13 protein-coding genes are annotated in these 13,041 nt (G+C 65.1%); 8 read left to right on the top strand and 5 right to left on the bottom strand.

Translation table 11 applies throughout. From position 1 onward, the window contains the following. The first annotated feature begins 85 nt into the window (after nucleotides 1-85). Genes LK440_RS02550 through LK440_RS02525 form a run of 6 tightly spaced genes read left to right on the top strand, consistent with a single transcriptional unit; the run spans nucleotide 86 to nucleotide 7,369 of the window. A complete protein-coding gene (locus LK440_RS02550; RefSeq protein ID WP_005015660.1) occupies nucleotides 86-856 on the top strand; it encodes an enoyl-CoA hydratase/isomerase family protein in 771 nt (256 codons plus the stop codon). 2 nt (nucleotides 857-858) lie between these two features. Continuing rightward, entirely contained in the window at nucleotides 859-2,991 is a 2,133-nt protein-coding gene (locus tag LK440_RS02545) for an acetate--CoA ligase family protein (RefSeq protein WP_005015667.1), read from the top strand. Between the two features lie 8 nt (nucleotides 2,992-2,999). Further along, nucleotides 3,000-4,721, top strand: a complete 1,722-nt coding sequence (locus LK440_RS02540) for an acyl-CoA dehydrogenase family protein (protein WP_005015669.1) — start codon at nucleotides 3,000-3,002, stop codon at nucleotides 4,719-4,721. A gap of 4 nt (nucleotides 4,722-4,725) precedes the next feature. Beyond that, on the top strand, nucleotides 4,726-5,484 hold the full coding sequence (locus LK440_RS02535; RefSeq protein ID WP_005015670.1) for an SDR family NAD(P)-dependent oxidoreductase: 759 nt from the start codon (nucleotides 4,726-4,728) through the stop codon (nucleotides 5,482-5,484). Continuing rightward, entirely contained in the window at nucleotides 5,484-6,647 is a 1,164-nt protein-coding gene (locus LK440_RS02530; RefSeq protein WP_005015672.1) for an SDR family NAD(P)-dependent oxidoreductase, read from the top strand. Before LK440_RS02535 ends, LK440_RS02530 begins: the two co-directional genes overlap by 1 nt. Next, a complete protein-coding gene (locus LK440_RS02525; protein WP_005015674.1) occupies nucleotides 6,644-7,369 on the top strand; it encodes a carboxymuconolactone decarboxylase family protein in 726 nt (241 codons plus the stop codon). The genes LK440_RS02530 and LK440_RS02525 overlap by 4 nt, the downstream gene beginning before the upstream one ends. A gap of 33 nt (nucleotides 7,370-7,402) precedes the next feature. Here the strand turns inward: LK440_RS02525 and LK440_RS02520 are convergent, their stop codons facing one another. Both LK440_RS02520 and LK440_RS02515 read right to left on the bottom strand, forming a co-directional pair. Next, nucleotides 7,403-7,672: a type 2 periplasmic-binding domain-containing protein gene (locus LK440_RS02520; protein ID WP_017685531.1), complete on the bottom strand. Its 270-nt coding sequence runs from the start codon at nucleotides 7,670-7,672 to the stop codon at nucleotides 7,403-7,405. Continuing rightward, on the bottom strand, nucleotides 7,669-8,205 hold the full coding sequence (locus LK440_RS02515) for a Bug family tripartite tricarboxylate transporter substrate binding protein (RefSeq protein WP_017685530.1): 537 nt from the start codon (nucleotides 8,203-8,205) through the stop codon (nucleotides 7,669-7,671). Before LK440_RS02515 ends, LK440_RS02520 begins: the two co-directional genes overlap by 4 nt. Before the next feature lie 165 nt (nucleotides 8,206-8,370). Between LK440_RS02515 and LK440_RS02510 the strand changes: the two genes are divergently transcribed. After that, nucleotides 8,371-9,357, top strand: coding sequence for a Bug family tripartite tricarboxylate transporter substrate binding protein (locus LK440_RS02510; protein ID WP_005015676.1), 987 nt, complete (start codon nucleotides 8,371-8,373; stop codon nucleotides 9,355-9,357). A 71-nt stretch (nucleotides 9,358-9,428) separates the two neighbouring features. Continuing rightward, on the top strand, nucleotides 9,429-10,202 hold the full coding sequence (locus tag LK440_RS02505) for an SDR family NAD(P)-dependent oxidoreductase (protein WP_005015678.1): 774 nt from the start codon (nucleotides 9,429-9,431) through the stop codon (nucleotides 10,200-10,202). 99 nt (nucleotides 10,203-10,301) lie between these two features. Here LK440_RS02505 and LK440_RS02500 read toward each other — a convergent pair whose 3' ends face one another. From LK440_RS02500 to LK440_RS02490, 3 genes are all read right to left on the bottom strand, one after another. Beyond that, entirely contained in the window at nucleotides 10,302-10,898 is a 597-nt protein-coding gene (locus LK440_RS02500; protein ID WP_227944766.1) for a DUF1269 domain-containing protein, read from the bottom strand. Between the two features lie 76 nt (nucleotides 10,899-10,974). Next, nucleotides 10,975-11,979 (bottom strand): Bug family tripartite tricarboxylate transporter substrate binding protein, encoded by a 1,005-nt coding sequence (locus LK440_RS02495; RefSeq protein WP_005015683.1) that lies wholly within the window; start codon nucleotides 11,977-11,979, stop codon nucleotides 10,975-10,977. 104 nt (nucleotides 11,980-12,083) lie between these two features. Then, nucleotides 12,084-13,010, bottom strand: a complete 927-nt coding sequence (locus LK440_RS02490; RefSeq protein WP_227944765.1) for a 3-hydroxyacyl-CoA dehydrogenase NAD-binding domain-containing protein — start codon at nucleotides 13,008-13,010, stop codon at nucleotides 12,084-12,086. Nucleotides 13,011-13,041 lie beyond the last annotated feature (31 nt).

Raw genomic sequence — 13,041 nt, 5'->3', positions numbered from 1 at the left:
AATACGACTCGAGGAGACTCACCATGCAGCACGCCCATGGCGCAACCGGCGCCCCCGTTTCTTTGTTGTTGCCCGAGGTGCAGGCATGAGCGACGACGCCGTCAAGTTCGAAGTCGATGCAGGCGTGGCATTGGTCACCCTCAACCGTCCTCCGATCAATGCGCTGAATCGCGAAACCCGCCGCCGTCTGGTGGCCATATTCGATGAGATCTCCGAGCGAGAAGACATTCGCTGCGCGGTCCTGACCGGCAGCGGCACTGTGTTTTGCGCTGGCACCGACCTCAAAGACCGCCCCGCCGCGGACGTCGCCGGCGACTTCCTCGAACACAACCGCATTACTCGCGAAACCGGCAACGCCATCCGCGAATGCAGCAAACCCGTCATCGCTGCCGTCAATGGCGCCGCACTGGGTGCGGGCCTGGGTCTAATGGCGGCCTGCGACATCATGTATGCCTCGGAGAACGCCACCTTCGGCATGCCCGAGATCAACGTCGGGCTGGCTGGCGGCGCCTCCATGCTGCGCACGCTGTTTGGCCGCTCGACGCTGCGCCGTATGTTTTTCACCGGCCAGCGTTTGACGGCTCAGGATCTGCTGCGCCGCAACGTGCTCGAAGATGTCCTGCCCGCCGAGGAACTCTTGCCAGCCGCGTTGGCGCTGGCGCAGGAAATCGCTTCGAAAGCTCCCCTGGCCGTGGTCTACGCCAAGCGCGCCGCCAATCTGGTGGATCTCATGCCGCAGCGGGACGCCTACCGCTTCGAGCAGGACTTCACCATGGCGCTTGCCAAGACCGACGACGCGCGCGAAGCCCGCATGGCCTTTCTGGAAAAGCGCCAACCCAACTTCAAGGGGCGCTGAGCATGACCGCAGTGACGCAACGCCCCGGCGCCGGGCTTGAGTATTTTTTCGACGCACAAGGCATCGCCGTGATCGGTGCCTCGGATGACATCACCAAAATTGGCGGCCGGCCGGTGCACATGCTGATCAAGTATGGCTATGCCGGCCCGGTCTACCCCATCAACCCCAAGGGCGGTACCGTACAGGGTTTGCCCGCTTACGCGAACGTGCGCGACACCCCGACGGTGCCGCAACTGGCCATCCTGGCTGTGCCGGCATCGGCCACTGCAGCCGCATTGCGAGACTGCGCCACGCGTGGCGTCAAAGCCGCCATTGTGCTGTCTTCCGGTTTCGTCGAAGCCGGCCCGCAGGGTGCGGCATTGCAGGCCGAACTCGTGCAGATAGGCCGCGACCATGACATGCGGATACTGGGGCCGAACTGCCTGGGCGCTGTCAACGTGGCCGACCGCCTGATCGGATCGTTCTCGATCGCACTCGAAGAGAACATGCCTGCCGCCGGCCACGTTGGCATCGTTTCGCAATCGGGCAATGTGGGTAGCCACACCATGCAAAGCGTCGCGCGGCGTGGCATGGGCGTGAGCCGCTTCATCGCCACCGGAAATGAAGCCGATGTTGACGTAGCCGATGGTATCGCCGCTCTGGCGCAGGACCCCTCCACTCGCATCATTCTGTGCTGCATGGAAACGTGCCGCCACGCCGGCAAACTCATCGACGCCTTGCGCATGGCGCGGGATCTCGGAAAACCCGTCATCGTGCTCAAGATAGGCTCCACGGAAAAGGGGCAGGCTGCCGCAGCGTCGCACACGGGTGCCCTGACAGGCTCGGATGCCGTGATCGACGCTATTTTTCGCCGCCATGGCGTGCTGCGCGTGCGTTCGGTCGAGGCGCTGATCGACATCGGCCATGCCGCCTCACTGCTGATGCCGAACCGCCTGCCACGTACCGACGCGGTAACCCTTGTGGCCGCATCGGGAGGGTTTGGCATCATGATGGCCGACGCCATGAGCGAGGCGGGCATGGTTCTGCCCGCGCTGGCCGAGCACACCCAGCAGCGTATTCGCGAGGCAGTTCCCACCGCCAGCACAGGCAACCCTGTCGATGCGTCGGCACAAATGTCCAGCCGGCCCGACATCCTGCTCAAGATGCTGACCGCGTTGCTGGACGATCCCGCCGAGGGTGCGCTGGTGCTGTTCATGTCGCTGTCGCTCTACAACACGCGCTTGCGCGGCATCTACCTGCAGGCGCTGGCCGAGGTCAGGGCCAGCCATCCCGACCGCCTGCTCATGATCATCAGCCAGGGCCCGGCCGATGCGGTCGAACAGATTACGGCGCTGGGCATTCCCGTGTTCGCCAGCATCGATTCTGCGGCCACCGGGCTGGCCGGCCTCTTGCAGCTGGGCCGCTTGCAGGCGGGCGCGCCTGCGCCTGCCTCGATGGCGCCCGCCGAACCCGTCGACACGACGGTCTTTCGCAATGAGTTCGAAGCCAAACGGGCATTGGCGCGGGCGGGCATCGATGTGCCGCAGGAAATCATCGCTCACAACGCCGACGATGCGGCTCGCGCCGCCGACGCGATCGGCTACCCCGTCGTCGTGAAGGTCGTCTCCGAGGACATCGCGCACAAGACCGAAGCCGGTGGCGTGGCGCTCAACCTGACGGACGCGGTCTCTCTGCGCCAAGCCTACGCCCAGGTTCTGAGCAACGCGGCCCGCCACGCGCCCCAGGCACGTATCGATGGCGTGCTGGTCGCACCGATGCTGCGTGGTGGCACGGAACTGATCGCCGGCATTTCGCAGGACCCGGTCTTTGGCCCCATCGTCATGGTGGGCATGGGCGGCATCTACGCCGAAGTGCTCAAGGACGTCGCCGTGCAGGCCGTCCCCGTTAGCGAGCACGAGGCCCTGGAGATGATCCGTTCGCTCAAAATGTTTGCGATTCTCGATGGCGCGCGGGGTCAAGCCAAGGCCGATATCGAGACGGCCGCACGCACGGTCGCCCGGCTGTCGGCATTTGCCTACCGGCACCGGGATGACATCGCCGAGATCGACATGAACCCCATTCTGGTCCGGCCGCAAGGCCAGGGCGTGGTCGTACTCGACGCCCTGATGGTCCCGCGCACCCACCCCGTACCTTGAGGATACGCATGCACTTCGATCACCACGTCGCGGTTCCGGACCCGGCAACCGGCCCCGCGGTTTACCGTCAGCACGCGCGCACCTGGCTGCGCGCCAACCTGCCCGAGTTCATGCGTAGCGACAGCCCGGAGTGGCGCACGCCCACGCTGGCCGAAAGCAGCGCCTGGGAGGCCGCCATGTATCAAGCCGGCCTGGCCGGCATGACCTGGCCCAAGACCTATGGCGGCCATGGCCTGACCCTGCGCGAGCACCTTGCCGTCAACAAGGAAATCGGGGCCCTGCCCATGCCGGAAAGCGTCAGCTCCATTGGCAAGGAGCTTGCCGGCCCCATCATCATGGCCGTCGGTACCGAAGCCCAGAAGCAGGCCTTTCTGCCCAACATCCTGGCTATGAAACAGTACTGGTGCCAGGGCTTCTCCGAACCCGACGCCGGGTCGGATTTGGCAAGGCTGCGCACCAAGGCGGTCCAAGAGGGCGACCATTGGCGCATCAACGGTCAGAAAATCTGGACCAGCGGCGCGGCCAAGGCGCACGACTGCCTGCTGCTCGCTCGTACCGGAACCGTCGCCGACAAGCACCGAGGCCTGGTGATGTTTGCCGTGCCCATGGACACGCCGGGCATACGCGTGGCGCCCATCAAATCCATCGACGGGAAATCCTCGTTTGCCGAGGTGTTCTTCGATGACGTGGTCGTACCCGACAGCGCGCGCCTTGGCGCGCCCGATGAGGGCTGGAACGCCGCCATTCGCGTGCTGTCCATCGAACGCGCCACAAACCGCATGTACCGCCCATGGCGTTTCGAATGCGAATTGCGCCAGCTCATCGCCGCCTGCAAATCGGACCGCCAACTGGCTGTCACGCTGGACGACGGCTATTTTCAGCGCCGGGTCGGCGATCTCGTCGGCCAGATCGATGGCCTGAAAGGACTGGTGGAACTGACCGTCGAGCGCATGATGCGCGGCGAGACCATCGGCGCCCGTGGCTCGTTGACCAAGCTTTACTGGTCGGAATGCCATCAGGCCTTTGCGGATCTGGCGCTGTCCGGCACGCCGCACGCCACGACGTTGGTCCGCGCCGAACGGCTCGCCGGCATCGCCTGGCAAGGCAGTGTGCAGTCCGGACATGCTCGCGTGGACCAAGGGCCCGTCGATTGGCTTCTGGTTGCCGACGGCGACGGAGCGAGCCTGCTCGACCTGTCGGCCGCCGTCGGGCAGGACCAGGCATGCCTGGATCCTAAGCAGCCGCAGACGTGGTTCGAGCTGCAAGGCACGCCCGTGCTGGCGCGTCTGGATGCCGCGGCCTGGGTGGCGCTTCAACATCGCGCACGTATCCTGCTCGCCGAATTCGCCAATGGCGCGGCCGAAGGCGCCTTGCAGGCGGCAGCGACCTACATGGCCACCCGCGTGCAATTTGGCCGCCCGCTGTCGACCAAGCAGGCGGTACGCCATCTTCTGGCGCGCATGCGCTTGCTCCAGGATGTCTCCAGCGCGGCCATCCGCCGTGCCACGCTGTGCGACGAGTATGGCGCGCAGCGCGATGACCGTCCCGCTCTGGTCGGCGCGCTGGGCAATGCCGCCTATGTCATCGAGAAAGCCATCCATCTGCACGGCGGCATGGGGTTTACCTGGGAGCTGCCGCTGCACCGCGCGCTGCGCGCCGTGCGCAAGCTGGATGCGGCCTTCGGCGGCCTGTCGCGCGACACCGGTCGCGCCTATATTCAATCGGTATAACACCATGACACAGCAACAAGACCTCACTGAACGCGTCGCCCTGGTTACCGGTGCCGGCATAGGCCGTGCAACCGCGCATCTGCTGGCCGCGCGAGGCGCCATCGTCGGCGTCAATGACCTCAAGCAGGACCTGGTCGAGGCCACCGTCGCGAGCATCACCGCCGCGGGCGGCCGCGCCTTTGCCGTCACGCAGAACGTGTCCACGCGCGAGGGCATCACCCAGGCCGTGCAGAGCGCCGCCGGCCATGGCGGCCGGTTCGACATTCTGATCAACAACGCGGCCTGGGTACGCTACCAAAGCGTGCCGGAGATTCAGCCCGAGACCATGGACCGCATGCTGGATATCGGCTTCAAGGCCGTGGTCTGGGGCATCCAGGCCGCGGCCGCCGCGATGGACGGCGCGCGCGGTGGCGCGATCGTCAACGTCGCCTCCACGGCAGCGCTGAAATCCGCGCCCAACTCCATCGTCTATTCCGGCATCAAGGCCGGCATCCTGGGCATCACCCGGGCCGCGGCCGCTGAGTTGGGCGCACAGAACATTCGCGTCAACGCGGTCTGCCCGTCAGCCGTACCGACCGAAGGCACCCAGCGCAATCGCAATGCCGAGCGCGACGCCCGACGCGTGGCCAGCACGCCCATGGGCCGTCTGGGAACCGTGGAGGACATCGCCAGCGGCATCGCGTTTCTGGCCAGCGACGAGGCGCGCTTCATCACCGCGCAAGGCCTGGTCGTCGACGGCGGCATTACCTTCACCACGCTGTGATGGAGACGGTTCTACTGACTGGAGCGGCCAGCGGCATCGGACGGGCCACGGCACGGCAACTGGCCCGCAGCGGCCAACGCTGTGTGCTGGTCGACCGCAATGCACAGGCCTTGCAAACCCTGGCCGATGAGCTCGGTGGCCCGCATTTGCACCGTGTGGCCGATCTGACCGATGCGCAGCAGATCGCGGCACTGGCACACGACATGCCGGCGCTGGATGCGCTCATCAACAATGCCGGCATGACCGATGACAGCAACCTGCCCGTCATCGAGCAGAACCCTACCGGCTGGCAGCGTCTGCTCGACCTGAACCTGCACGCACCCGCACGGCTCGTGCAAGCGCTGGACGGCCGCCTGCTCGCCGGCGCGCGCATCATCAACGTGGCCTCGGGCGCCGGGCTGCGCGCCATCCCCTGGCGCGGCGCCTACAGCCCCAGCAAGGCAGGTCTGATCGCGCAGACGCGCGCCATGGCTGCCGCCCTGCCCGCCTACCGTTTCACCGTGCTTTGCCCAGGCTTCGTGCGCACGGAGCTAGTGGCCAACCTGATCGATGCAGGCCGACTCGACCCCGCCAGAGCGGTAGCCAAGATTCCTCTGGGCCGCCTGGGCGACCCCCAGGACCTGGCGTGCGCCCTGAGTTTTCTGGCCAGCGCCGAGGCCGCCGTGCTGCCCGCCGACATGCTTTGCGTCGACGGCGGATCGTCCATCTTTGGTGGCAGCCAGGCCTACCTCCCCACTCCGCATCTGCCCGTGGCCTGTGATACGCCGCTTGCCCTGCGCGTGCACGGCCCTTGGCAAGGCCCCAGGGAGTACGGCACACAGGGCTACCCCGCGGTGCTGGATACCCGGGTGCTGAGCGCGGCTCCCGGTCAACGGCTGGCCGCCATTGTTCAAGCCGCAAGCCAGGCCGGCCTTCAAGGTGCGGCAAGCCTGACGCTGCTGCTGCCGCGCGATCCGCATACCTGCTGGCAGACAGCCGGCGAGCGTGGTGCCGCTCGCATGCTGGTCTCCACTCTCGCCTGCGAGTGGGGCCCTCACGCCACACGCGTCAACGCGCTCGAGATTGCGCCTGACAGCGATGTGCAGGCCTATTTACCGCTCGTGCGCTTCATGGCCGGAGCGCAAGCGCAGTACCTCACCGGCCAGACACTGGGCAGCCCATGAAGCCATCTGACGTCGACACCATCAAAGCGAATTTCATTGCGGCACGCGGCTACTGGCGCCCCTGGAACGAAGCCCTATTGCGCGGCAATCCTGCCTTCATCGAACGCTATGCGGCCTATGCGGGCCATCCCGCACGCACCGGCCCGCTCTCGGCACGCATGGTGGAGTTGATCTATATCGCCCTGGATGCCTCTGCCACTCATCTGTATGAACCCGGCCTGACCACGCACCTGCGTCTGGCCCGCCAGGCGGGGGCCTCCGAAGCCGACCTGTTCGACGTCTTGCACCGAGTCACGCTGCAAGGTCTGAGCGCGGTGTTTCACGCCGCCGACCTCCTGCACGAGGCCCTGCCCCTGCCGCCCCTGGCCCCTGGCCACGCCCTGCGCGCGCGTATCGACGCGGCGTGGCCCGAGCATGCAGACAGCCTGGTGCGCCTTGCCGCGGCGGACCCCGACTACGTGACGGTGCTGCTGGATTTTCTCGAACTGGGCCGCCCGCAAGACGGACTGGACGCCGGAGAGTGTTTGTTGGTTGATCTGGCCTTGCGCGCCTGTTTCACGCATGCGGATACGGACGCCACGCGCAAGCTCATTCAACGAGGCGTGACCACGGGTGTGGGCCGGGCGGCCATGCTGCAAACCATGCAGTTGGGCGCGCATCTCGCCGTCCATGGCGCGGCACTGGGCGCCACCGTGCACGCCCGGGAATCGACCGAAACGTAGGTTCACCGGCCGGCGGGACCTTGCCGCAAGCGCTCAGGGCGGCGTTCTATCCTGCTTGCGCGCCGACGCCTCGAACTCGCGCGCCAGCTCCAGCAGCTCGCGCTTGTAGTCGTCCAGACTGCCTTCATAGGATTCCAGAAACAGATCCTGCCGCGCTTTATTCATCGCTTCCGAGGCCACCGCCTGCCGAACCGCCGCGGCCAGCTTCTCCCGTATGGCGGCGTCGACACCCGTGCGCACGGCCACGCTATAGCTGCTGTGAGACACCATGTCGGGAATGCCCAGCTCGGCAAATGTCTTCACGCCGGGGAGGTGGCTGACGCCGCCCGGGCGGCCAGCGTGGAGTAGGTTCCCACCCCCAGATCAGCGGTACCGATGTCGAGTTCGCGCGTTAAGCCTTTGAGGTCGCTGAGCTGTGTCCATCCGCGATCGGCCGGGACGATGAAGGCATAGCTATTCTGGCCCAGCGGAGCGAGAATCTCAAAATCCGAAAACTCGTAGCCCGCGCCTGGAGTCATGATCTTGGCGCTGTAGAAACCCTCGGCGTGGACCAGTAAGGTATAGCCGTCCGCCGGACGGCTCTTGACGGCCTGTATGCCGATGGCCGAACCGGCTCCGGGCCGGTTTTCCACCACCACCGACTGGCCCAGGATTTTGCCCAGTTCCTGCGCAAAGGCGCGCGAAATCCCGTCCGTGGCCGCTCCAGGCGGATACGGCACAACCAGCCGCAAAGGCTTGTCCGGATAATCGGTGGGCGCCGCGCCGGCGGCGACGGCAAAAAAGGTGCAGAAGGCCGCGCTGCCCAGCAGCAGACGGCGACGAATAGCCAGAGTCATGGATCGCTCTTTTCGGTTGTCCCCTTCTGAAGTGTATCGATCGCTGCACCTGCGATTCCCCCTCCTGCGCGCAGTTGTGAACTGCGGTTTGAGCTATAGGAAATTCAGCCGGGCTACCTAGAATTTAGGGGTTTCACATAACTCAAAGATTCGGGAGACAACGCAATGCCCCATACCCTTCTGACGCGGCGCGCCTTGCTGCTGGCCACCCTGTTGACGAGCCTGGGCAGCCAGGCCTTTGCCGCCGAGCAAACCTGGCCCCAGCGGCCCATACGCATGGTCGTGGCCGGCTCTCCCGGCGCTGGCGGCGACATCTTCGCCCGCCTCATTTCCACACCCCTGGCCCAGGCGCTCAAGCAGCCCGTCGTAGTCGAAACCAAGCCCGGCGCCAACGGCATGATCGCCGCCGACAACGTGGTCCGGTCGGCCAACGATGGCTACACGCTGCTGTTTGCCCCCTCCTCCACCATTTTGCTCAACCCGGTCGTCCTTCCTTCGCTGCCTTACGACACCGAAAAAGATCTCATCCCCGTGGCGCAAGTGGGTGCTGCCGGCATCCTGCTGGTGGCCAATCCCAGCACCGGTTTCAAGAACCTGGCTGACATGGTGGCCTACGCCAAGGCCAATCCCGGCAAACTCGCCTACGGGTCGTGGGGTACCGGCTCCTCGGGTCATCTGGCCATGGAAGGCATCAAAGCCCGGTATGGCCTGGACATGCCCCATGTGCCGTACAAGCAGCTCGTCACCGAAAGCACCGACCTCATTGCCAACAACATCAGCGTCGGCTTCATGGATATCGCCTCGCCCATCCCCCACATGCGCGCCGGCAAACTCGTCGCGCTGGGCCAGACAGGGTCGCGCCGCTGGCCCGCCTCGATGGATGTCCCCACCTTGGCCGAACAAGGCTATACCTTCGAGGCCGATGGCTGGTATGGTGTCTTCGCACCGGCGGGCACACCGCCCGAGATCATCGAGCGACTGAACGCCGAGATCTATCGCGCGCAGCACAATCCGGAAGTCCAGGAGAAGATCGAAGGACAGAACATGATCGTGCCGGCCGATGCGACCGCCCAGGAGTTCTCGGCGTCGATCAAGCGCGACGCCACGATCTGGCAGGACCTGGCCAAGCTGTCTGACCTGAAGAACAAGTAAACGCGCACCCTTGCGCTGCCAGATCGGGCGATGCGCCGCCGGCGCATGCCCTGCCAGAAGGGCCTCCTCGTATGCATACTGCTTTCTCTTCTACCTCATTGCAGGGCCGTGTCGCCGTCGTGACCGGCGCGACGGGCGGCATCGGCCAAGCCATCTGCCAGCAATTGCACGCCATGGGCGCGGCCGTCGCCCAGGTGGATATCCATGCCGACCCGAGCGCTGCCGCCCCGGCAGGCGGTATCCACCTTCGCTGCGACATTGCCGATCCGGCTTCGGTAGCCGAAATGGCTCGGCAAGTCCGCGAACAATTGGGGCGCTGCGATATCCTGGTCAACAACGCCGCCGTCAGCGCCCCGCCTACCGCCCTGGAGGATTTCCCCATCGAACGTTGGGACCACATCCTGCGCGTGAACCTGCGCGGTGCGCTGCTGTACGCGCAATCCATCTTTGCGCTCATGCGCCAGCAACCCACCGGCAGCATCATCAATGTGGCCTCGATTTCGGCCCAGTCGCCCACCCGGGTCGGCGCCTACGGCACGGCCAAAGCCGCATTGCAGGCGCTCACCCGCCAGATGGCGGTCGAATGGGGGCCGCTGGGTATACGTGCCAATGCGATCAGCCCGGGCATGATCCGCACACCATTGTCGGAGGTGCATTATCGCGACGAAGGCGTTCTGCAAAAACGCAATGCCAGCATTCCGGCACGCCGGGTGGGTGTGCCCGCCGACATCGCCGGCGCGGTGGCCTTCCTGGCCAGCGATGCATCGCTTTATGTCAACGGCGAAGACATCGTGGTCGATGGTGGCTTTCTCAAGGCCTCGCTAAGCAATCTGTATCGCGATTGAAAATCCCGCGCGCCCCGGCGCAACCCTGCAAAAAAAACCGGCCAGCTCAACAGTGAGCGGCCGGTCTTTCACAGCGGTGAGCAGGCGGCGTGCCGTACCCTAGGCACGGCTGCTGGAGAAAAATTTCTCCAGCTTGGCTTTGACCGCGTCCCAGGTCTTCTCGCGCTCGGCCTTGCGCTCGGCCTTCTTTCCGGCGCGAATCGCAGCGCCTGCCGCATCGGCAGCGGCTTCTGCGGCGGTCACCGCGCTGGCCACCTCGTCGAACAGTTCGTCGTAGCGCACGCGCAGGATCTGGCCACCAGCGGTCTTGGCATATGCATCGAGCAACGTCGCATCGATCTCCTCGACATCGGCGATCAGCGCGGTCGTGCCGGGCTTGATATTCGAACTCAGCGACGCCAGGAGCAGGTCATTGCTGGCAGCCGCATCGGCGTCGACCAGCGACCCGAACAGTGCGCCGCCGGAAAACCCCAGCAGCAAGCCGACCGGCCCCGCAAGGATACCGACGGCCGCGCCGAGGACAGAGCCCGCCGCCGCCGCGCCAAAGATGCTGTTGGCGCCTTCGCGAACCGCGATATGGCCGGACAAGTCGCGTTGCACGACCGCCATCTGGTTGATCGTAACGGGCGGGGATGAAGATAACTCGGTAAAAGCCTTGTACGCACGCGATTCATCTTCCCACGTAACCGCAATCACATTTCTTGTCATGCAAAGCCCCCTATTGAGAACACCCAGACAGAAACAAAAGCCTCTCGACGAAACCCTGCACTGATCATAGTGCCAATCGCCACCTGGTGATCATCCAGGCGCAATCGCCAGGGATCTTCCCGCAAACCGGATGCACGCCCTGCGGCAGTACCCACGCCCTACCGAACCTGCTCGGCGGCGTGCCAACGGTTGGCACCGCTCGGGCGTGCGTGGCACGCCCCGGCCCTGGGGTATGCTTGAACGAGCCAAAACTCATGCCTGCCAAGAATGAACTTCTCCCCGGCGCGGCAATCCCCAACCAACTGCTGATGTCCATGGGGTAACCCACCTCCGTCATCGTGGGCACGTCAGGCAATAGCGTCGAACGCTTGGCCGTCGTCACCGCCAACGGACTCACCTTATCGGATTTCACATAGGGCGCTGAGACCACCACCGTGTCAAAGGTCATGGGTATCTGACCGCCCAGCAGGTCGGTCATCGCCGGCGAACTGCCTTTATAGGCTACCGAGGTAAGCTTGACGTCGGCCGAAGCATTGAGCGTCTCTCCGGCGAAGTGCATGATCGACCTGGGCCCGAACGATCCATAGAACATACGCCCCGGCTCACGCTTGGCCTGCTCGACCATGGACTTAACGTCCTTGAACGGCGCCTTCGGGTGGGCCAGAAGAATGACGGGCATGGTCCCCGTCAGTCCAAGATAGTCAAAGCTTTTCAAGGGATCGTAGGGGCTTTGCGTGTTGACAGCCGGGTTGGCGGTGAACGTGGACGGCCCGGTCAACAGCAAGGTGTAGCCATCGGCCGGTGAACGCGCTACCTCCATGGCCCCGATCTGTGTGGCCGCGCCTGCGCGATTCTCCACGATGACGGACTGCCCCAGTCGCTCGGCCAGGCGAGGCGCCAGCAAGCGACCCAGCGTATCCGTGGTCCCGCCCGGAGGAAAGGGCACGACCAGCCGGATGGGGTGATCCGGATAGGGAGCCTTGGCCTGCGCGGCCAAAGGGCCCAAAGCCAGGGCGGCCAATGCTGCGGCCAAACACATCGAACGTCGGGTGGCGGAATAAGTGTGCACTGCTGTCTCCATGACCAGGGCGCCGGCTTCGCACCGGCTGTCTTTCTTGGTGTAAATGCGCGGACAAACGCGCCGCTGTTTTGCCTCGATGCCCGCGGGAGGCCTCAGCCAGCCCGCGCGGCGATCTCCGCCTTGACCTTCAATAACTCCACCAGCAGACGATCCCGGCGCGTTTCGAGCGCCTGCATGGACACGCCCTGTTGCGCTTCGCACGCTCCCTCATGCAACTGCTGCCGCTCATCCGCACCCAGGCTGATACGTTTGCTGCGATCCGTGCTCAAGGCATCGCGCGCGGCAAACTTGGCGAACGCGCCCGCCATGCCCGCCTCGCCGCCCGCCATGTGAAAGGTCATGAACGGGCCCACGAAAGGCCAGCGCATGCCGGGCCCGCAGGTGATGGCGCGATCGACGTCTTCCACCGTCGCCACACCGTCGAGAACCAGGCGTGCCGCCTCATTGAACAGCACGTACTGCAGGCGATTGGCCACATGCCCATAGATTTCGCGGCGCAGACGGATGGGCTCGCGGCCGATGGCACGGTAAAAATCAAAGGCAATATCCAAGGTGCGAGCCGCCGTGGCCTTGCCTCCCACCAACTCGACCAACGGCACCAGGTGCGGCGGGTTGAATGGGTGCGCCATCAGGCAGCGCTGCGGATGTACACACTTGGACTGCATCACCGACATCGCCAGAGCCGAGGTACTCGAAGCAATGATGGCCTGTGCATCCGCGGCGGCATCGATCTGCGCCAGGAGGTCGATCTTCAACGACTCGATCTCTGGCGCGTTCTCCTGTATCCACCCGCAGCCAGTGACCGTCTCGGCCACCGTCGCGTGAAAACTGATCCGCCCCGGGCTGGCGTCTGCCACGACCAGGCCCACGTCGGCCAATACAGGCCATACCTTGTGCACATAGGCGCGCGTACGCTCGACCGCGTCGGCAGCCGGGTCCGTGGCGCGCACGGCAAAGCCTTGTGCCGCGAAATAAACCGCCCAACTCATGCCGATCTGGCCCAGGCCGATGACAGCCACCGGGCGTTGTTGTAGTTCTGTAAGCGTAAAA

It is taken from the genome of Bordetella holmesii, assembly GCF_020735985.1.
Taxonomy (GTDB): Bacteria; Pseudomonadota; Gammaproteobacteria; order Burkholderiales; family Burkholderiaceae_B; genus Bordetella; species Bordetella holmesii.
Note: the sequence above shows the minus strand (reverse complement) of the source record. Positions and strands in the feature narration are given on the sequence as shown.

What these genes read in the sequence shown, in the direction of transcription:
- LK440_RS02550 (WP_005015660.1), top strand. Translation starts at nt 86, where the DNA reads ATGAGCGACGACGCCGTCAAGTTCGAAGTCGATGCAGGCGTGGCATTG.
- LK440_RS02545 (WP_005015667.1), top strand. Translation starts at nt 859, where the DNA reads ATGACCGCAGTGACGCAACGCCCCGGCGCCGGGCTTGAGTATTTTTTC.
- LK440_RS02540 (WP_005015669.1), top strand. Translation starts at nt 3,000, where the DNA reads ATGCACTTCGATCACCACGTCGCGGTTCCGGACCCGGCAACCGGCCCC.
- LK440_RS02535 (WP_005015670.1), top strand. Translation starts at nt 4,726, where the DNA reads ATGACACAGCAACAAGACCTCACTGAACGCGTCGCCCTGGTTACCGGT.
- LK440_RS02530 (WP_005015672.1), top strand. Translation starts at nt 5,484, where the DNA reads ATGGAGACGGTTCTACTGACTGGAGCGGCCAGCGGCATCGGACGGGCC.
- LK440_RS02525 (WP_005015674.1), top strand. Translation starts at nt 6,644, where the DNA reads ATGAAGCCATCTGACGTCGACACCATCAAAGCGAATTTCATTGCGGCA.
- LK440_RS02515 (WP_017685530.1), bottom strand. Translation starts at nt 8,205, where the DNA reads ATGACTCTGGCTATTCGTCGCCGTCTGCTGCTGGGCAGCGCGGCCTTC.
- LK440_RS02510 (WP_005015676.1), top strand. Translation starts at nt 8,371, where the DNA reads ATGCCCCATACCCTTCTGACGCGGCGCGCCTTGCTGCTGGCCACCCTG.
- LK440_RS02505 (WP_005015678.1), top strand. Translation starts at nt 9,429, where the DNA reads ATGCATACTGCTTTCTCTTCTACCTCATTGCAGGGCCGTGTCGCCGTC.